This is a genomic window from Methylocystis sp. Se48 (genome assembly GCF_056269425.1).
The window spans coordinates 3,108,441-3,127,645 of record NZ_CM149850.1; the positions used below are offsets into that span (position 1 = coordinate 3,108,441).

General features: G+C 66.0%; 20 protein-coding genes. 9 read left to right on the plus strand and 11 right to left on the minus strand.

Annotated features, from left to right (window positions below):
- The first annotated feature begins 76 nt into the window (after positions 1-76).
- The 5 genes from ACV959_RS15160 to ACV959_RS15180 all read left to right on the plus strand — a co-directional run bounded on the left by ACV959_RS15160 (position 77) and on the right by ACV959_RS15180 (position 4,169).
- Positions 77-1,141 (plus strand): GSCFA domain-containing protein, encoded by a 1,065-nt coding sequence (locus ACV959_RS15160; RefSeq protein ID WP_475737399.1) that lies wholly within the window; start codon positions 77-79, stop codon positions 1,139-1,141.
- A 28-nt stretch (positions 1,142-1,169) separates the two neighbouring features.
- Positions 1,170-1,598, plus strand: a complete 429-nt coding sequence (locus tag ACV959_RS15165; RefSeq protein ID WP_475737400.1) for an anthrone oxygenase family protein — start codon at positions 1,170-1,172, stop codon at positions 1,596-1,598.
- Between the two features lie 32 nt (positions 1,599-1,630).
- The gene (gene lpdA, locus ACV959_RS15170; protein ID WP_475737401.1) at positions 1,631-3,043 is read left to right on the plus strand and encodes a dihydrolipoyl dehydrogenase; all 1,413 of its coding nucleotides are present in this window, start codon (positions 1,631-1,633) and stop codon (positions 3,041-3,043) included.
- Positions 3,044-3,131: 88 nt separating this feature from the next.
- Positions 3,132-3,533 (plus strand): META domain-containing protein, encoded by a 402-nt coding sequence (locus ACV959_RS15175; RefSeq protein ID WP_475737402.1) that lies wholly within the window; start codon positions 3,132-3,134, stop codon positions 3,531-3,533.
- A 27-nt stretch (positions 3,534-3,560) separates the two neighbouring features.
- Positions 3,561-4,169: a hypothetical protein gene (locus ACV959_RS15180; protein WP_475737403.1), complete on the plus strand. Its 609-nt coding sequence runs from the start codon at positions 3,561-3,563 to the stop codon at positions 4,167-4,169.
- 2 nt (positions 4,170-4,171) lie between these two features.
- On the opposite strand, the gene ACV959_RS15185 is transcribed toward ACV959_RS15180, so the two are convergent.
- From ACV959_RS15185 to ACV959_RS15195, 3 genes are all read right to left on the minus strand, one after another.
- Positions 4,172-4,300 carry a hypothetical protein gene (locus ACV959_RS15185; protein WP_475737404.1) on the minus strand — a complete coding sequence of 43 codons (129 nt, stop codon included), beginning with the start codon at positions 4,298-4,300 and terminating at the stop codon, positions 4,172-4,174.
- 166 nt (positions 4,301-4,466) lie between these two features.
- Complete coding sequence (locus ACV959_RS15190; protein WP_475737405.1) at positions 4,467-4,610, minus strand: hypothetical protein; 144 nt, start codon at positions 4,608-4,610, stop codon at positions 4,467-4,469.
- Between the two features lie 158 nt (positions 4,611-4,768).
- On the minus strand, positions 4,769-5,374 hold the full coding sequence (locus ACV959_RS15195; protein ID WP_475737406.1) for a L,D-transpeptidase: 606 nt from the start codon (positions 5,372-5,374) through the stop codon (positions 4,769-4,771).
- Between the two features lie 304 nt (positions 5,375-5,678).
- Between ACV959_RS15195 and ACV959_RS15200 the strand changes: the two genes are divergently transcribed.
- The gene (locus ACV959_RS15200; protein WP_475739683.1) at positions 5,679-6,563 is read left to right on the plus strand and encodes a histone deacetylase family protein; all 885 of its coding nucleotides are present in this window, start codon (positions 5,679-5,681) and stop codon (positions 6,561-6,563) included.
- A gap of 115 nt (positions 6,564-6,678) precedes the next feature.
- Here ACV959_RS15200 and ACV959_RS15205 read toward each other — a convergent pair whose 3' ends face one another.
- The 5 genes from ACV959_RS15205 to ACV959_RS15225 all read right to left on the minus strand — a co-directional run bounded on the left by ACV959_RS15205 (position 6,679) and on the right by ACV959_RS15225 (position 13,446).
- A complete protein-coding gene (locus ACV959_RS15205) occupies positions 6,679-8,196 on the minus strand; it encodes a hypothetical protein (RefSeq protein ID WP_475737407.1) in 1,518 nt (505 codons plus the stop codon).
- Between the two features lie 274 nt (positions 8,197-8,470).
- Positions 8,471-8,596 (minus strand): type B 50S ribosomal protein L36, encoded by a 126-nt coding sequence (gene ykgO / locus ACV959_RS15210; RefSeq protein ID WP_281800499.1) that lies wholly within the window; start codon positions 8,594-8,596, stop codon positions 8,471-8,473.
- 104 nt (positions 8,597-8,700) lie between these two features.
- Positions 8,701-10,944: a TonB-dependent receptor gene (locus ACV959_RS15215; protein WP_475737408.1), complete on the minus strand. Its 2,244-nt coding sequence runs from the start codon at positions 10,942-10,944 to the stop codon at positions 8,701-8,703.
- A gap of 173 nt (positions 10,945-11,117) precedes the next feature.
- Positions 11,118-11,846 carry a 7-cyano-7-deazaguanine synthase QueC gene (gene queC / locus ACV959_RS15220; RefSeq protein WP_475739684.1) on the minus strand — a complete coding sequence of 243 codons (729 nt, stop codon included), beginning with the start codon at positions 11,844-11,846 and terminating at the stop codon, positions 11,118-11,120.
- A gap of 58 nt (positions 11,847-11,904) precedes the next feature.
- The gene (locus ACV959_RS15225; RefSeq protein ID WP_475737409.1) at positions 11,905-13,446 is read right to left on the minus strand and encodes a sensor histidine kinase; all 1,542 of its coding nucleotides are present in this window, start codon (positions 13,444-13,446) and stop codon (positions 11,905-11,907) included.
- Between the two features lie 142 nt (positions 13,447-13,588).
- On the opposite strand from ACV959_RS15225, the gene ACV959_RS15230 reads away from it, so the two are divergent.
- Genes ACV959_RS15230 through kdsA form a run of 3 tightly spaced genes read left to right on the plus strand, consistent with a single transcriptional unit; the run spans position 13,589 to position 15,689 of the window.
- Positions 13,589-14,200, plus strand: coding sequence for a glutathione S-transferase family protein (locus ACV959_RS15230; protein ID WP_475737410.1), 612 nt, complete (start codon positions 13,589-13,591; stop codon positions 14,198-14,200).
- Positions 14,200-14,832, plus strand: coding sequence for a uracil-DNA glycosylase family protein (locus ACV959_RS15235; protein ID WP_475737412.1), 633 nt, complete (start codon positions 14,200-14,202; stop codon positions 14,830-14,832). Before ACV959_RS15230 ends, ACV959_RS15235 begins: the two co-directional genes overlap by 1 nt.
- Positions 14,833-14,846: 14 nt before the next feature.
- Positions 14,847-15,689 (plus strand): 3-deoxy-8-phosphooctulonate synthase, encoded by an 843-nt coding sequence (gene kdsA, locus ACV959_RS15240; RefSeq protein WP_475737413.1) that lies wholly within the window; start codon positions 14,847-14,849, stop codon positions 15,687-15,689.
- Positions 15,690-15,748: 59 nt separating this feature from the next.
- Here kdsA and ACV959_RS15245 read toward each other — a convergent pair whose 3' ends face one another.
- From ACV959_RS15245 to ACV959_RS15255, 3 genes are all read right to left on the minus strand, one after another.
- Positions 15,749-17,578 carry a patatin-like phospholipase family protein gene (locus ACV959_RS15245; protein ID WP_475737414.1) on the minus strand — a complete coding sequence of 610 codons (1,830 nt, stop codon included), beginning with the start codon at positions 17,576-17,578 and terminating at the stop codon, positions 15,749-15,751.
- A gap of 97 nt (positions 17,579-17,675) precedes the next feature.
- Positions 17,676-18,137, minus strand: a complete 462-nt coding sequence (queF, locus tag ACV959_RS15250; RefSeq protein WP_475737415.1) for a preQ(1) synthase — start codon at positions 18,135-18,137, stop codon at positions 17,676-17,678.
- 44 nt (positions 18,138-18,181) lie between these two features.
- Entirely contained in the window at positions 18,182-18,946 is a 765-nt protein-coding gene (locus ACV959_RS15255; protein ID WP_475737416.1) for a hypothetical protein, read from the minus strand.
- Positions 18,947-19,205 lie beyond the last annotated feature (259 nt).

Genomic DNA, 19,205 nt, shown 5'->3' on the forward strand with positions numbered 1-19,205 from the left:
GTGAGCGACGCCGCGCGACGCGCGCGGCGATGGGCCGTGTTGCGAAAAATCCATCGAATCGACGAGGAGTTTGCCTTTGGCGGACAACCCCTACAGCTCCCTACCCGACCATCGCTTCTGGCGCAAGGCTGTGACCGGGCTGCCGCCTTTCGCCATCGACCCGCTCGTTACGACGCCCTTCAAGATCGCGCCGCACGACCGGGTGGCGACGGCGGGGAGCTGCTTCGCGCAGGAAATCGCCCATCGTCTCCAGAAGAGCGGCTATACCTATTTCCTGGCCGAGCAGCCGCCGCAGGGCATGTCCCCCGCAGAGGCCCTGCGCCGCAATTATTCGATGTATTCTTGCCGCTACGGCAACATCTACACCACGGCCCAGCTGCGCCAGCTGGTCGAACGCGCCTATGGGCGCTTCACGCCGGCGCTGGATTGCTGGACGCGCCCCGAGGACGGCCGCTTCGTCGACCCCTTCCGTCCACGAATCGAGCCGGACGGTTATGCGACCGCCGAAGAGATGCGCGCCGACCGCGAGCGCCATCTCGCCGCCGTGCGCGAGATGATCGAGACGATGGACGTTTTCGTCTTCACGCTCGGCCACACTGAAACCTGGCGCCACAAGCCGGACGGCGCGATTCTCCAGCTCGCGCCGGGCGTCGCCGGCGGCGTGTGGGACGACGGCGTCTATGAATTCTACAATATGACGGTGACCGAGGTCGTGCGCGACTGTCTCGCGGCGATCGACGCCATTCGCGCGCTCAATCCGCGCGTGCGCATCATCGTGAGCGTTTCCCCGGTCAATATCATCGCGACCTATGAGGACCGGCACGTCATCGAATCGAATTCGGCCATCAAGTCGATCCTGCGCGCCGCCGCCGACGAGGTGGCCCGGGCGCGCCCTATGATCGCCTATCTGCCGTCCTACGACCTCGTCACAGTCGCGCCGAACGCCGGCCGCTTTTATCGGGACGACATGCGCCGCATCAATCCGCACGGCATCGATCGCGTCATGAAGATGTTCTTCGACCACTTCACGGACCGCGCCCGCGAGCGGGAAGCGATCCGGGCGCTGAAATTCGACGTAGCGGCCGAAGCCGAGGCGAACGCCCGCGTCGTCTGCGACGAGGAAGCGATCGAGTCCGCCTGACGCCGCCACTTCAAGCAGGGATAAAGACATGATCATCGGTTCGCTTGCGCTCGCCGCCGCGGGCGCTTTCACGGGCGCTTCTCTCTATGTCAACTACGTCGAACAACCCGCGCGCCTGGCGCTGAGCGACGACGCGCTCATCAAGGAATGGGAGCCCTCGGACCATCGCGGCTTCATCCTGCTCGCAGGATTGGCGGCGGCTGCCGCGCTTTTCGGCTTCATCGCCTATCGGGAGCTCGACGACGTCCGCTGGGCGCTCGGCGCGCTCGTCGCTTTGGCGTCTTGGCCTTATACTTACTGGGCGATCGTGCCGCTCAACAACCGCATCCTCGCCCTGATCGGCGCCGACGCCGCCCATGAGGCGCGCAAGGTGATCGACCTGTGGGGCAAGCTGGAGCTCGGTCAGACGGCGATCGGCCTGCTGTCGATCGCGATCTTTCTCTGGGCCGCCGGCTGACGCTCCGGCGCCATTCTTGAAGAGCGCGTGACATGACTTACGATCTCGTCGTGATCGGAACGGGGCCGGGCGGCTATGTCTGCGCGATCCGCGCCGCACAGTTGGGCCTGAAGACCGCCGTCGTCGAAAAAGACCCGACCTATGGCGGAACCTGCCTCAACGTCGGCTGCATCCCCTCCAAGGCCCTGCTGCACGCCTCGCACATGTTCGACGAGGCCGCGCACGGGTTGGCGCCGCTTGGCGTGATCGTCGATCCGCCGCGCCTCGATCTCGGGGCGATGATGAAGCACAAGGCCGACACGGTGGGGGCCAATGTCAACGGCGTCGCCTTCCTGTTCAAGAAGAACAAGATCGACGCCTTTCGCGGGGTCGGCCGCCTCGCCGGTCCCGGAAAGGTCGAGGCGACGGGCGCCGACGGCGCGCGCCAGACGATCGAGACGAAGAATATCGTCATCGCCACCGGTTCCGCCGTCGCGCCGCTGCGCGACGCTTCGGGCGCGGAAATTCCGATCGACGAAAAGGTCGTCCTCTCCTCGACCGGCGCGCTGGCTCTGGAAAAGGTTCCCCAGAAGCTCGTCGTCATCGGCGCGGGGGTCATCGGACTCGAACTCGGCTCGGTGTGGCGCCGCCTCGGCGCGCAGGTGACGGCGATTGAATATCTGGACCGCGTGTTGCCGGGTTTCGACCTCGAAGTGGCGACCCGTTTCCAGAAGATCCTCGAAAAGCAGGGCTTCGCTTTCAGGCTGTCGTCGAAGGTCACGGGCGTCTCGCGCGAGGGCGCGGGCGCGGTCGTCTCGTTCTCGTCGGTCGACGGCGCGTCATCGGAAACGATCGCCGCCGACGCCGTCCTGATCGCCACGGGCCGCATCCCCTACACGGCCGGCCTCGGACTGGAGGAGGCGGGGGTCGCGATGGAGCGCGGCCGCGTCGTCGTCGACGACCATTTCGCGACGAATGTCGCCGGCGTCTACGCCATCGGCGACGTTGTGCGCGGGCCGATGCTCGCGCACAAGGCGGAGGACGAGGGCGTCGCGGTCGCGGAAATCCTCGCCGGGCAGGCGGGGCATGTAAATTACAACGTCATCCCCGGCGTCGTTTACACGAGTCCCGAAGTCGCTTCCGTCGGCATGACCGAAGAAGAGGCGAAAGCGACGGGCGCCGCCGTCGCCATCGGGAAATTTCCCTTCTCCGCGAACGGACGCGCGCGCGCCATGCGCGAGACCGACGGCTTCGTGAAGATCATCGCCGATGCGGCGACGGATCGCGTGCTCGGCGTTCATATTCTTGGCGCCGGCGCCGGCGAATTGATCGCGGAGGCGGCGGTGCTGATGGAATTCTCCGGATCGTCGGAGGACCTCGCGCGCACCTGCCATGCGCACCCCACCATGTCGGAAGCGATGAAAGAAGCCGCGCTCGCCGTCGCGAAGCGGCCGATCCACGTCTGAAGCGCGATGAACCCGCCGGGTCCGGCCTTGGCGCCGGGCCCGGAGCGCTTACATGACCGTCGAGTGCCGCCGGGCCATGGAGACAGTCATGCCTCGCTTCCCCGTCTCGAGCCTCCTGTCTCTCGCCCTCCTGCTCATGGCGGAAAAAATGGCGTTCGGCGCGGAAGAGATCGCGGGGAAGTGGCGGGCGGTGTCGCTGAACGGCGCAGCGCTGGCGCGGGGGTCGTTCGTAACGCTGGAGTTTCGTGACGGCCGGCTGTCCGGCAACGCCTCCTGCAACAGCTTCGGAGCCAGTTACCGCATCGACGGAGCGACCCTGTCCATTTCTCAGGCGATGTCGACCCAGATGGCCTGCGCCCCGGCGCTCATGGCGCAGGAGCGCCTTGTCTTTTCCATTCTCGCCGGCGAGACGCAATGGACGATCGGCAACGGAGAATTGACGATCGTCGGCGCTAATGGGGCGAGCTTGCGCGCGCAGCGGATTCCCTAGCCGCGCCCAGCCGAACGGGATGACGTCATGACCTCCTCGAACCCACCCGCTGATCCGGCCATGACGCTTGTCGCAAAACTGAAGCGGCGGCTGTCGCGCGCCCTCTGGTTCGCGCTCGCCCTGATTTTTCTTTTGGAAAGCTGGCTCTGGGACAACGTCAAGGACTGGCTGCGCGCGCTGGAGCGGCGTCTGGGCCTCGACCGGCTGGAAGTCTGGCTCGCGGAATTCGTCTCGCGGCTCTCGCCGCCGATGACGCTCGCGCTCTTCGCGGTCCCCGCCGTCGCCGTCTTCCCGTTCAAGATCGTCGCGCTATGGCTTTTCGCGGGCGGACATTTCTTCTCCGGCCTTGCGGCGATCTTCCTCGTGAAGACGCTGACGCTCGGCGTCGAGGCGTTTTTGTTCGACATCTGCCGCGACAAGCTGCTCGAAATGGCCTGGTTCGGGCGCTTCTACTCCATGGTGCTCGACGTGCGCGCCTGGGCGACGATCTTGGTCAGGCCCTACAAGGAAAAACTCGTCCAGCTCGCCGCGCGGTTCAAACGCCGCGCCCTGGCCCTGCTGGGCGATGGCGGCGGGGATTTTTCGCGGCGCATCGCACGGCTGCGGGAACGCGCGAAAAGCAAGTTCTCCGCCTGAAGCTATTGGCAGATCGCGTAGCCGAAGCAGAAGTCGTCGTCGGACGGCGTCGCGCCGAAGAGCGTCGCGGCGCTGGCGAAGCTGACGGCGAAAGTCAGCAAGACAAATGCGGAAATCGCAGCCTTCTCCATTGCTTTTCTCCTGCCCCCGCGCCGAGAATATTTTTTTGCGTCGCAATAAAGTCAGGAAAGATTCCGCGAAAAAGCGGCTCTTCCGAAACGCGCCTTGTTAACGCGGGAAGAGTCGTCTCGGTTCCCGCGCCCTGGGCGAGGCCGAATGATCATTCGTGGATTTTTGTCAGCGGCAGATCGCGTAGCCGTAACAGAAGTCGCCGGGATCGGCGTGCGCGCGCGACACGAGATAGGCGCCTGCGCCGACCGCCTCAAGAAACAATACGATGAAAACCAGCGCCGCCGCGCCAAACCCCGCCGTCGTCCGCATTGTCGCCCCCACTTTCTACAGTCGCCAGCCGATGCGGCGAACATAGAAAGACTAGCGGCGGGACGCCGTGCGCGGACGCACGCAATGTCGCCGAAAAAGGAAAAAGCCCTCTCCCCGCCCGCGGGGAAAGGGCTTCTCGACAAGAGATCCGTCGCCGGTCAGATGACGACGACTTTGGTGCCGACTTTCACGCGGTTGTAGAGATCGATCGCGTCGATGTCGCGCATACGAATGCAGCCGGACGAGACGCCCTGGCCGATTTTCTCCGGCTCATTGGTGCCATGGATGCGGTAGAGCGTGTCCTTGCCGTCCTGGTAGAGGTAGAGCGCGCGCGAGCCGAGCGGATTGTCCGGGCCGCCCGGCAAGCCGCCGGCGTCCGCCGTCGGCTGCAAATGCGGCCAGCGCTCAAGCATGTCCTTCGGCGGGATCCAGCGCGGCCATTCCTGCATCGCGCCGACATAGGCGCGGCCGGTCCAGCCCATCGCATCCTGTCCCGTGGCGACGCCGTAGCGCACGGCCTTGCCGCCCGGCATCACGTAATAGAGAAAATGCGCCTTCGAATCGACGACGATGGTGCCCACAGGCTCGTTCGTCTTGTAATCCACGAGATAGCGGTCGAACTCCGGGCTGATCTCCGCCTTGGGCGCGAGGGCCATGAATTCCGCGTCGCGGCCGGAGAGCTTGGGGTCGGGCAGCCGCGTGCCATAGCATCCCGCCAGCGCGAGCGCCGAAAGCGTTGTCATAAACAATAAACGGGGCTTCATGGGGCCGCTCCTTTCCGCCGCGGGACAGGGATAATTGACAGAGCCTTACCACGAACACGCCCGCGACAATCCGCCTCTGGGCCGCCCGAAAGCCAATATTCCGCCTCTGTTGCGCAGGCGCCACGGCGGGGCTGCGTAAATTTCCTTTCCCGCGCGCGAAAGGCGCAGCGGCGTCTTCCATTTTTCATGGACATGCGCCAATGAACGGTCGAGAGTGAATCACGCCCGACGTCCAGCGGGCGCGCACGGCGGCGTTGCGGTGAAAACCCTTCTCTTCACGCATTCCAGCGGTCTCGACCACGAAATGGGCCCGGGTCATCCCGAACGGCCGGATCGGCTGCGCGCGATCGAGCGCGGCCTCGAGGCCGAAGGCTTCCGGAAGCTCGAACGCCGCGAGGCTCCGGCGGCGGCGCGCGAGGCGATTCTTCGCGTTCACCCCGAGTCCTATCTCTCGGCGCTCGAGGAGGCCCAGCCGCGCGAGGGCTACACGCCGCTCGACAGCGACACGCTGATGTGTTCGAGGACGATGGCGGCGGTCTGGCGCGCCGCCGGCGGCGCTCTCGCGGCGGTGGACGAGGTGATGAGCGGCGCAGCCGACTCGGCCTTCGTGGCGGCGCGGCCGCCCGGGCACCACGCCGGGGTCCACAACCCCATGGGCTTCTGCTTCCTCAACAATGTCGCGATCGCCGCGCGTCACGCGCGCGCCGCGCATGGCGCCGAGCGGGTCGCCATCGTCGATTTCGACGTGCATCACGGAAACGGCACGCAGGAGATTTTCTGGTCGGACGACTCGGTGATGTTCTGCTCGACCCATCAGGCGCCCTTCTATCCGGGAACAGGCGGATGGAACGAGACCGGCGAACACGGCACGATCGTCAATGCGCCGCTTATCGCCGGCTCGACCGGCGACGTCTTCCAGGAGGCGCTGATCGAGCGCATTCTGCCGCGCCTGCGGGACTTCGGCCCCGATCTCATCCTGATATCGGCGGGCTTCGACGCGCATGAACGCGACCCGCTCGGGGGCTTGCGCCTCTCCGAGCGGGATTTCAGCGAGGCGACCAAGCGCCTGATGGACGTGGCCGACAAAAAGTGCGGCGGGCGCGTCGTCTCGCTGCTGGAGGGCGGTTACGATCTCGAAGGCCTCCGCCTCAGCGTTTCCGCCCATGTGCAGGCGCTGATGGGCGCCTGACCCGGAGCGCATCCCGCTAAGGTCGACGGACCTTGCGATGAAAATGCGCTCCGTTTTTCCGCTCCGGGGCGATTTCTTTCCGCCCGCATCAATCAAACTGCGGACGGAAAGCGCGTTAGGCGTGAACCTCGACGCGGGGCGCGGCTTCCGGCGTCCGAGGGGCGTCCTCGAGGCGGACGGGAGACTCAGCGGCCTTCGGCGGCTCCACGGCCTTGAACTCCTCGCGCGGCTGCTGACGCTGCTGACGGGCGGCCTCGAGCGCCGCGACCGTGACGCGATTGGCGACGCGCTCCTTCTCCAGTTGCTCGACGAGATCGCGGACCGTCTGCTCGAACTGCGCCTTCTGGGAGTCGAAGCGGCTCGTCTCTGCGCTCAGCCGGTCGCCGGAGAGCTTCGCCTTCTGTTCGGCCTTTTCCAGATTGGCGGAAAGATCGCGCATGGCGCGGATGAGGCTGCGGGCCCGTTTGCCGAGGCGAGCATGGGCGCGCTCGCGCTCCTCCAGTCTGTCCTTGACCTGGCTGGCCTCGGCCGCAGCCGTCTCGGACTGCTCCGTCAACCGCTGCAGCCGCTGCTCCAGCTCCTGCGCCTGCCGCTCGGCGGCGCGGCACTGGTCGAATTTCGCCTGAAGCTCGGCGCGCACGTCCGCAAGGAGGCCGTCAGCGGCCTGAGCGCGCGTAGAGAGCTCGTGCGCCTTTGCCTCCAGCTCGGAGAAGAGCCGGCGCTCCTCCTCTTTCTCCGCCCGCCAGACGGTCTGCGCCTTCTGATATTCCGCCTGATTGGCGGCGAGCAGCTCCTCGAGCTTGGCGAGCTGGCGGCGCTCCGAATCGAGCGCGATTTCCATCTCGCGGATTTTCTCGGAGAGACCGCTGGCGCGCATCTGGGTCTCGGAAAGCTCGCTTTGCAGCTTGCCGACCTGGGTCTGGCTTTCCGTCAGATTGGTCTGGAGCATCTCGCCATGCTGGCGGGTGAACACGACTTCGTCCCTGGCTGCGGCGAGGTCGAGCTGCAGTTGCGAAATCATCGCGTCGTTGGTTTCGACGACGAGCTGGAGATCGTCCACCTCGCCCTTGAGATGAACGCCGCGGGCGCGTTCGGCGTCGAGATCCTGCCGCAGCTGGGCGCTCGCCTCATTGGCCTCGCGCAGCTCATTCTCCAGCGCCTCGATGCGCGCCTCCTGGCCGCGCGTCGTCGTCCTGAGCCGCTCGTTCTCGGCCGTCAGGAGGCTGTTTTCGGCGAGCGCCGCTTCCTTCGCCTCGTAAAGATCTCGATTTTCGGTCTTCAGATCGGCGAGCGCGCCTTCGGCGAGCGCCATCATCATGCCGCGCTCGACGAGCGCGGACTGAGTCTTTTCGCGCGCTTCGAGAATGCCGCCGATCCAGCCGGAGATTTCGACGAAATGATCCTTCAGCGCGGTCAACTCGTCGATCTTGCGAACAATGTCGATGCAGCGGTTCTTGATTTCTTCGTTTTCGGCGCCGATCTGATCGAGCGTCCATTCTGCGAAAGCCGTCTCGGGCGCTGTGGGCGTCTCGAGCGCCCAGTCGCTCTGGGCCCCCCATGCGGCCGCATGGTCCGTTGCGGCCTCGATCTCGTGCGAATGCGCCTGCTCGGGCGAACCCAGAACCTCTGTCATAGCGAAAACCCTGCCCCTTGTCGGTCGCGCCCACAGGTTGAGGAGGGAACAACCGCACTATTGTCCAGATAAAGATCAGGATAGGCAGGAAGCTAAGGACAGCGTAATCTAACCTTTCGTCTATCATCCGATTTTGCAGATAGACCTATGGCTAGGCTACAAATCCGTTAAATTGAATTTATCTTGCGCCGCGAAAAAACAAAAGCCGCGCAGCGGTCGCTGGCGGCTTTTTCTGTGGATTGTTGTGGATGGCGGGATTATTCCCGGCGCAGCCTCAGCCCTGACGCGCCTTGTAGCGCTTCTGGACCTTGTTGATGACATAGACGCGGCCCTTGCGGCGCACAATCTGGTTGTCGCGATGGCGCGAACGCAGGGACTTCAGGGAGTTGCGAACTTTCATGATTCTATCCTCGGCAATACGACAATGGCCGGGATAACGCCCAGCGCTTCGTTAGCCGCGCGTATGCCAAATTTCGCGCCGCCGATCAAGTCGAAAGAGCCCGCTCAAAACACGACCTTGACGAAGGCGCGCAGATTCGCGCCCGGCAGCAGCGCTTCGTTCTTGCGGAAGGAGACGCTGTTGCGAATGTCCGCGTTCAAGAGATTGTCGCCGACAAGCCCCACGGTCATCTCGCGGCTCCACGGATTGTTCGGCTCGAATTTCATCCTGTAGCTCGCTTCCGCGCGCAGCAGATTATAGCCTCCGGTGGGCGTTTCGCCGGTCTCGGCGACATTGTTCTTCGCGAAGGCGTGCAGGAGATTGGCCCGCGCCAGCCAATTGGCGTCGCGCCAGTAGAGCCCCCCGCCGAGCCGGACGGGCGGGATGCGCGGGACATTGCCCCCGTTCGTGAAGCTCGCGCGCACGACGTCGAACTGGTTCTCGACGCCGACCGTCCCGCCCATGAACGGCGCGACGTCGAGCTGGCTCTGAAACTCGGCTCCCCGAAACACGGCGTTGCGCTGGGAATAGACCGCAAGGCGCAGATCGCCCTCGCCGCCGATGGCGCAGCTCGCGAAATCCGCCTCGCAGACCGGGCCGGTCAAATTGCGGAAGATGAAGCCGTCGAACCGCGTCACATAGAGAGCCGCCTCGAAGCGAAGCGGCCCCGTCGCCCGGCGCAAGCCGAGTTCGAGCGTCCTCGCCTTCTCGATCCGCAAATTCGGGTTGCCCACGTCGAAGGTGCCGGTCGATTCGTGAATGCCGCGGGAGAGAAGCTCCGGCGCGCGGGGCGCGCGTTCGACATATTGCGCCGACAGACTCGCGACCAGGCCGTAAGGCAATTGATAGAGCGCGCCGAAGGCGCCGCTGGCGGGAGCGTAATTCAGGTTGCGGGCGATCGGCGTCGCGGGATCGAACGCAAGATTGGCCAGCGCGCCCGTCACTTGCGCATGTTCGATGCGCCCGGCAAGCTGCATTTTCAGAGTGTCCGTCAGCTTCAACTCGTTGAAGAGGTAGCCGGCGATCGTCCTGGTGCGGTTGGGATCGTAAAGGCCGCCTTCCAGCCCCGGGGAGGTGAGGAACTGATGGCCGCCTTGAAGGCCAAAGGCGCTGGTCAGCACGCCAAAGGGAAGTTGCAGCGGCTGCGTCTGCGCCTCGACGCGCACCTCCAGCTCCTTGTTTGTAAAAGTCTGCTGCACGCCGTCGAAGCCGCCCTCACTGGCGAGTTCGTGATGTTTGTAGTCGGCGTGGCCTGCCCAGAAGCGGATGGCGTCGACATAGGCCGAGCCGACGCGAAGCTCGCCTTTCCCCGTGACGCGCGTCTGGCGCATGTCGATGCGCGTGTTCGTTTCCGTCGGCTCCAGGCCCGGAATGCGATAGCGGCTGTCGTATTGCGTCACCGCAAAGCCGACAAAACCGCCGGTCGGGATGAGATAGCTCGCGCCGAGCGAGGCGCCGCCGGAGCGGTTCGACGAATTGGGCTGGCGACCATCGACGACCGGCGGCGGATCTGGCGGAAAGAGATAGGGATAGCCGGGGATGCGGTAGTCGCTCGCGCGACGGCCGTGAACGTCGGCGTGGACGAGGACATTGCCCCGCCCCGCGTCGAGCAGCGTGGCGTTTTCGAGCAGATTGTCGACGGTCGCGACCGCAGCGCGCGTCTCGACCCGCGCGCATCCGGTTTCGCGGAACGCCGCGTCGAGGGCGCAGGGCGGCGTCTCGGGGATGCGATTGTTGGCGACGTTCACCACGCCGCCAATCGCTTGCGACCCCCAGCGGAGCGTGGCGGGTCCGCGCACCACCTCCATCTGGCTCGCGCCCAGCGGGTCGAGCGGGACGCCGTGATCCTCGCCCATCTCCGAGACGCCGCTCGCGCCGACGCCGTTCTCCTGTATCCGCACGCGGTAATTGTCGAGGCCGCGCACGATCGGACGGCTCGCGGCGCCCGGCGCGAAGCTCGAACTGGTGACGCCGGGCCGGGAGAAGAGCACGTCGCCCAGCGTCGCTCCGGTCGTGGCGCGCAATTCCTCGTCCGTCACCACCGTCACGACGGCGAACTGATCCGGCGCGATCGCCAGAACGCCGCGCAGGGCGCCCTCGTCGGCTGGAGCCGGGGGCGGCTGTTCGGCCGGCGAGGCTGCTGTGGGTCGAGCTGGCGTCGGGGCGCGCGCCGGCTCGACCCGCTGGGCGGCCCGCCGCTTGATGGGGCTCGCCGCCCCGACCTCGATGGTGGGGAGAGATTGCTGCGCGAAGGCGGCCCCCTTCAGTCCCAGGAACCCGCCGAAGCATAACGCTGGCCCGATTTTCAATGCAGAGGCCCCGAGAGAACCCGTCAAAGACGCCCCCCGATGTAATAATGTAACACAAGGACGTTATAACATTACATACTCCGTTGCGGTCAAGTCCATCCGACCCAACGGCCAAGCCTCACGGCGCTGCGCCAGATCCACGATCTCCGTTTTGGAAGAAACGTCCCCGCGCTTCAGGGCGCGGCGGATTTGTATTTTTCCCAGCCGGCCGCGCGCAGCTTGCAGGCGGGGCATTCGCCGCAGCCATAGCCCCAGTCGAAACGCGCGCCGCGCTCGCCGAGATAGCAGGTATGGGTCTCCTCGACGATCAAGCGCACGAGCGGGGCGCCGCCGAGGTCCTCCGCGAGGCGCCAGGTCGCGGCCTTGTCGATCCACATCAAGGGCGTGTGAATCTCGAAATCCTCCGCCATGCCAAGGCTTAGCGCCTGCGTCATCGCCCGGATCGTCTCGTGCCGGCAGTCCGGATAGCCGGAATAATCGGTCTCGCACATGCCGCCGACAAGGTCGGCGATCGAGCGGCGATAGGCCAGGGCCGCGGCGAAGGCGAGAAACAGCAGATTGCGGCCGGGCACGAAGGTGTTCGGCAGGCCGTCCTCCCGGAACGCGATCTCCGCCTCGCGGGTCAAGGCCGTTTCGGAAATCGCGCCAAGCGCCTCGATCGAAACCGTGTGATCCTCGCCGAGCCGCTCGCGCCACAGGGGCGAGAACGCGGCGAGACCCTCCCGCAAGGCGGCGCGCTGGCCGAGTTCAATACGGTGACGCTGGCCGTAATCGAAGCCGACGGTCTCCACCCGGGGAAAATGCGAGAGCGCCCAGGCGAGGCAGGTCGTCGAATCCTGCCCGCCCGAAAACAGCACGAGCGCGGCGGAGCCTCTCGGCGCGGCGGTCTTTTCTGTCGTCATCCCCACGAAAACTAGCGCGCTTTTCGCGCGCAGGGAATTGGCGCGCGCGAAAGACGGTTCACGCCGCCGGGCGACGCGCTTTCTGGCTCGCGGGCGTTTCGAATTTCGGCAATGCGTTCATGACCCGTTGCGGCGGGAAAATGACAATCGCCTCGGTGCCCTCGCGCACTTTCGACTTGAGCATGAACTGGCCGCCATGAAGGTCGACCAGCCCCTTCACGATCGGCAGGCCGAGGCCCGTTCCCTCGTCGGCGTTCTTCTGCGCGAGCGTGCCGCGTCCGAAGGACGACATGACGACGGCGATTTCCTCCTCGGGAATGCCGGGGCCGGTGTCCTTGATCGCGATATATTGCCCGCCGGCGCTGGTCCAGCCGACCTTCAGAGTCACCTGTCCGCCTTGCGGCGTGAATTTGATCGCGTTGGTCAGGAGGTTCAGCACCACCTGCCGCACCGCGCGTTCATCGGCCCAGATGCGCGGGAGGCTCGGCTCGACCGCCTCGATCAACTTGATGTCGCGCTTCTGCGCGCGGATCGTCAACAGATGGCGGCATTCCTGCGCGACGCCGACGAGCGAGACGCTCTCCTCCTTCAGTTCGTAGCGCCCCGCCTCAACGCGCGAGAGGTCGAGAATCTCGTTGATGAGCATCAGGAGATGCTGGCCGCTGGAGTGAATGTCGTTCGAATAGTCGCGATAGGCCGGATTGGCGTGGGGGCCGAAAAGCTCGCCCTTGAGCACTTCTGAAAAGCCGAGAATGGCGTTGAGCGGCGTGCGCAATTCGTGGCTCATGGTCGCGAGGAATCGCGACTTGGCGAGATTGGCTTCTTCCGCGCGTCGTCGCGCTTCGTCCGAATTGGCCTTGGCCTGCTCCAGCTCTGTGATCAGTTCGTTCTTCTCGGCCCGGAAAAACAGGCTCTCCGACGCGAGTTGATGGAAGCGCTTGGCCAAAACGTAGAAAAAGACCTGCGTCGCCGCGACGATGGCGAGAAGCGCGACGAACGTCTCGCCCGCGCCCCGGTTGACATATGCGATAAAGCCGATCGCCGTGAAGGAGATCGGAATGATCGCCGCATAGACCGCGGCCGGCACGGTCGCCGTCACCATCGTGTTGAACGCCGACGACAGGAGCAGCATCACGACGACGAGGGTTCGCGCGTTCGGATCCTTGACGCCGAGCAGCATCGCCGCGACGCCGGCCCAGACGATCCCGTGCACGAGTTCGGTGGCGACGAATTTTGTGCGCCATTGCTTCACGGTGATTTTGGCGTCGTCGTAGGACTGGAGGCTTTTCGCCATCCCGTAGCACAGGATGAGGCTCGAGAAGGCGAGAACGGCCCAGACGATCACCCGCTGCGGCGGCAGCCAGTAGAGCGCGAGGATCGACATCATCAGGATGAGCGCGATCGCCGAGACCGCCGAATTGGTTCGCGTCTCCGCATAGGCGCGCAGCAGTTCCAGATCAGTGCCGCGATGACCGGTGTCGGAAGTTGTCAGGCGCTCGCGGGCCTGCCGCACCCGCGCGCCCAGGCGGCGCTTCTGCGTCGCGGTCTGCGGATCGACGCCGCGGCCGCGTTCGATCATTTCGGCGGTGACTTCACTCATTCTTCACACGCACGCGGAACGAAACTCGGAAAGAAACGGACAGTGGCGATAATTCCCCGGAAACATTAACAGGCCCCTCACAAATCGCCATGTTTTCGACCATATTGGCGCCACGCTCCGACGCCGGAGGAAAGGGGAACCGATGCTTCTCTATGACACGCCGCACGCGCCGAATCCCAAGCGCTTGCGCATGTTCATGGCCGAAAAGGGGATCTCGCTGCCCACGCGCGCGATCGATCTGATGGCGCTCGAACACAAGCGCGACGATTATAAACGCATTAACCCTCTGAGCGGCGTGCCCGCGCTCGAGCTGGACGACGGGACGGTTTTGACGGAGTCGGTCGCGATCTGCCGCTATCTGGAGCATCTTCACCCGGAGCCCGCGCTGTTCGGCCGCGGCGGCCGCGAGCAGGCCGTCGTGGAGATGTGGCAGCGGCGGATGGAGTTCCAGCTCCTGGCCCCCGTGGCGCATGTCTTTCGCCACACGCACCCGCGGCTCGCCGTGCTGGAGCAGCCGCAACTGCCGGAATTCGCCGCCGCGCAGCGCCCCCGCGCCGTGGCGGCGATGCGCTTCCTCGACGCCGAACTCGCCGGACGGCCCTTCGTCGCGGGCGGCGACTTCACCATCGCCGACATCACCGCTTTCGTCGCCATGGAGCTGACCAAGCTCGCGCGCATCGAGGTTCCCCGCGATCTTCCGAACCTCGCCCGCTGGCGGCGGGAGGTCGGGGCGCGGCCGAGCGCGGCGGCGTGATGGCGCAGTGTTCGTCCGGGCGTCTGGAGGAGATCGCGGCGCGGATTCGCGCCTGCCGCGCCTGCGCCGAGGGGCCTTCCCCCCTGCCGCATGCGCCACGGCCAGTGCTCCGCGTCTCGGCCACGGCGCGGTTGCTCGTCGCGAGCCAGGCTCCGGGCAACCTCGTCAATCTCACGGGCGTTCCCTTCAACGACCCCTCCGGCGAGCGGCTGCGCGACTGGATGGGGATCGGCCGCGAGACCTTCTACGACGAGGCCCGGATCGCCATCGCGCCCATGGGCTTCTGCTTTCCCGGCAATGACGCGGCGGGCGGGGACCTGCCGCCGCGCCCCGAATGCCGGCGGCTCTGGCACGACGCGCTTTTCGCCGAACTGCCTCAGATCGAAACGGTGCTCGCCATCGGCCGCTATGCGCAGGACTATCACTTCGCCCGGCTGGGCCACGCGCTGCCGAAAGGCGCGAACGTCTCCCGAACCGTGGCGCGCTGGCGGGAGTTTCAGGCGACGAAGCCGCGCGTCTTTCCTCTGCCCCACCCCTCGTGGCGCAATACGGGCTGGCTGAAAAGGAACCCCTGGTTCGAGGCGGAGGTTCTGCCGGCGCTGCGCGCGGAAGTCGCGCGGCTGACCCAATGACGGGAGGGGAGACCATGAACATTGTCGAAATCGGCGCCGGCGCCCGCTGCGCCGCCTTTGGAAACGACCTCCCGCTGACGCTGATCGCCGGCCCCTGCGCGCTGGAAAGCCGCGAGACGGCGCTCGCGACGGCGCAGGCGCTCGCCCGCCTCGCCGACAGGCTCTCGATCGGAGTCGTTTTCAAGGCCTCGTTCGACAAGGCGAACCGCACGAGCGGCGACGCGCCGCGCGGCGTCGGGCTGGACGCCGCCTTGCCGATCTTCGCGGAGATCCGGGAAACGACCGGCTTGCCGATCACGACGGACGTGCATGAGAGCTGGCAATGCGCGCGCGTCGCGGAGGCCGTGGACCTGTTGCAAATCCCGGCCTTTCTCTGCCGGCAGACCGATCTCATCGTCGCGGCGGCGCGGACGGGGCGGCCGGTCAACATCAAGAAAGGCCAGTTCCTCGCGCCCTGGGACATGATCCACGCCGTCGAGAAAGCGCGCGCGGCCGGGGCTTCGGGCGTCATCGTCACCGAGCGGGGCGCGAGCTTCGGCTACAATACGCTCGTCTCGGACATGCGGGCTCTGCCGATCCTCGCCGAGACAGGCGCGCCTGTGATTTTCGACGCCGCCCACTCGGCGCAGCATCCGGGCGGACGCGGGGCGTCCTCGGGCGGCGAGCGGCGCTTCGTCGCGACGCTGGCCCGCGCGGCCGTGGCGGTGGGGGTGGCGGGCCTGTTCCTCGAGACGCATCCGGACCCGGACGCCGCGGTCTCGGACAGGGAGACGCAGGCGCCGTTGCGGGAGCTGGAGGGGATGATCGAGGCGCTCGTCGAGATCGACCGATTGACCAAGAAACGCCGGGAGCCCTGACGCCGCCGTCCCGGATTTCGCGCCGGCGGTCCGCCAATCCGCTCTCCCCTTTCAGCGCCTCAGGGCGACCGGGACAGGCGCTCCATTGCGGTCAAAACGGAGTCGCCCTGGCTTCGCAGCCGCTCGATGCGCTCACGCGCCCATTTATGCGCGGCGTCGATCGCCTCGCCGTGACGATCCCAGTTCAACACGCTCGCGCCCGGCAGCGGGGGCGGATGAAGCACGAGATCCTGCGCGCCCGCGGGGGTCGGTTCGTCACGGATGTTGCCGAACAGGCTTTGCTGGATGACGCTCGCCGGACTTGGGCAGCGCGGCAGCTTCCGCCAGGACAGCGGATTGAGAATGCGCGCGAGAAGCTCCCACCTGCCGGGGATCGACGGATAGGCGCAATCGTAATTCGGCCGGCCGAGCGGCGCCAAATCCACCACCACGTTCGGCCCGGATTTGAGCGCGTTCATGATTCGCGTGGGCACGTTGTCGACGACCCCGCCATCGACCAGCATGTGCCCGTCGCGGTCGAAAAAAGGCGGCAGAACGCCGGGAATGGCGCAAGAGGCGCGGATCGCCTCCCAGATGGGACCGGTGCGAATGACGCGCGTGACGAAGGTCGAAAGGTCCGTCGCCACGGCGAAGAAGGGCCTCCAGAGGTCTTCGATCCCGGCTGCGCCATAGACCTGCCGGAGGGCTCGGTCCAAGACGGTGTGATCGAGCAAGCCATACAGCGGGAGCGCCAGCCGCCGCATCGCCCCGCGCCGCACGAAAATCTCATGTACGCCGGCCTCGATGTCCTCCGGCGTCGAGAGCTTGGAGAATGCGGCGGCCATTGCGGCGCCGACGCTGCTCCCGCCGTGAATGTCGAAGGCGATCCCCGCCTCGCTGAAGGCCCGATACAGGCCGATATGCGAAAGACCGAAAGCGCCGCCGCCGCCGCCAACGAAGCCGATCGCACGCCCGCCGAGGAAGCGCAGCAGGCTGTTGAAGTCCGCGTCATCCTCTTGCGACAGGTGGTGCACCATGAAGACGTCCCGACGCCGCAGCCAGGGCGCCGTCGGTTCGACGAGCCCTGTCCGCCGCGTGTGCAGCCGGACCAGTCGTCTACGGGCCGGCGGGAAAATCTCGAAAGCATAGGCTTCGACGCCGTTGAGTTCACTCGGAGGACCGGAGACGACAAGAAGCGCCTGATCGGCCGAATGAAGCGCGATTCTCGTCCAGTCGGTCAGCGACTCGTCCGCGACGCAGACGACGAGATCGTGATTTCGCTCGATGTCCGCAAGCCAGTTCGCGACGACGTGGCGGTCGATCGGCCCGCGTCCGAAACGGCCTTCGGCGTCGGAAGGATCGATGAAACAGGCGCGCTCGCAGGCGACTGTCGTCCGGCGCAACGTTCGGACGAAGGACTCCGGCAGCCCCCCTGAGCCGGCGCCGACGACGGCGACAACCCGGCTCGGCCGCGCCTGACGCGACGCCGCGCCCTTGCGCAGGATTTCCGCGAGCCGCGCGAGACGTCTCGCGAGCGCCCGCGCAATCGCCCGCTGCACCTCCGGCACCCGCGCCGAGAGCGCGTCGAAAGCCGACCGGTCGATTTCGAGCACCGCCGAGTCGCGTAGCGCCACAACCGAGGCGTTGCGCGGCTCGCCGGAAAAAAATCCCATCTCGCCAATCAGCTGATCTTTCCCGATCTCGGCGAGCGCCTGGCCGTTTGCGGCGTTCCGCACTTCGAACAGTCCGAAATCGACAATATACAGGGTCAGCGACGGCGCCCCCTGCTCGATCAGCGTCTCGCCGCGGAAGACCCGCCGCAGGCGCATGGCGTTTCTTATCTCGGACCGCGCCTTTTCCCCGAGATCGCGCCAGACGCTCTGGTCGTCGAATGGGTGTGGCGTGCTCACAGCGACTCTGCCTCCCGACGTCGACGCTGCGCTCGCGCGGCTCCCCAGTCAATCCGGGAAAACCCTGCCAACTCCGAAAATATCTTGCTTTTGCGCCTCAGCCCCGTCCCCGGTACGGCGGCACGCCCTGATCGGGCAGCCACAGCCCCTCCGGCGCCGGGCCGGTCTGCCAGAAGACGTCGATCGGAATGCCGCCCCGCGGATACCAGTAGCCGGCGATACGCAGCCATTTCGGCTTCATGGCGCCGACGAGGTCGCGGCCGATGCGCACCGTGCAGTCCTCATGGAAGGCGCCGTGATTCCGGTAGCTCCCGAGATAGAGTTTCAGGGACTTCGACTCGACAAGCTTTTCGTCGGGCGCATAGTCGATGACGATATGGGCGAAATCCGGCTGGCCCGTCACAGGACAGAGCGAGGTGAACTCGGGCGCGGTGAAGCGCACGAGGTAGGTCGCGTCCCTGTGCGGATTGGGGACGAGGTCGAGTTCGGCCTCATCGGGGGAAGCGGGCAGCGGAGCCTTCTCGCCAAGGAGAAGCGCGCCTTGATGGATCTTGGTCATGCGCCCCTAAAGATAACGCCGCGCCGCCAGCGTCAAGCGACCGGCTACGGATCGCGGTCGTCCGCGCATTCTCCCGTCCGCAGGGTGATCGGATGCGCGGTCATCCAGCCCGAGAGGAAGCGGTTGCCGTCCGTCTTCAGCGCCGCCAGCATCTCGGCGCGGATGACCTCGAGCCATTTCTGCCGCCGGTCCGGCGTGTTCATCTCGGCCGGCACGCCGATGTCGATCGCCTTCACCGCGAACTGGAACGGCATTGTGTGCCAGAAGGCGACCGCCCCGCCGCCCTGCATGGCCTCCACGCCCGACTCGGGGATCCGGGCGAGCTTTTCCTGGTCTGCGACCGGCACGGCGTCCGTCTTGCCGTTTTGCGGCGCGGCGATGACGACGCCGTTGCGGTAGAACATGTTCGTCACCGCGCCCTTTCGTTCGGCCGCGAGATTGCCGCCGATGACGAAAGTGGCGCTCGACTTCTCGACCGCGCATTTCAGCATACGATCGAAGCAGGCGGCGACGCCGGACATGTGCGCGTTGCAGCCGGTCTCGATCCATTTGGCCATGGCTTCGGGCTTGACGTCGAGCACATAAGCGACGCCCTGCGGATATTCGCAGCGCTGCACGAGCGCCGCCGGCCAGCCCATGAAATCTTCAGACACGGGCGCGCAGCTTCCCGCGCGCACGGGCGACTTGTCGAAGACCGCCTTGACGGCCGCCGTATGCTCGGCCGTCTGCGCAAAAGCGCCCGTCGACAGGCAGAGCGCCGCGGCGGCGATTTTCGCCGCCGCGCGCGTGACATAATTTCCGGACGCCATCGTTCGTCTCCCCGCGGAATTGTCTGTTTCGCGCAGTCGATCCTGGTCTTCCGGCGCCTCGCCTGACGGAAAGTCGGGAAAATAGGCCGACCCGCATTTTGTCTTTGATATAGCTCAAGGGTAGCGGCCGGGCCGCGCCAGTCAATCGCTTTCGGGGGCGTCAATTTCCCGCGCCGCACAAGCTTTATGCGCAAAACCGGCTGAACCGCCGGGCGCAATCGTCGCGTCGAGGCTTTTCCGCGCCGCCTAATAGGGCTAA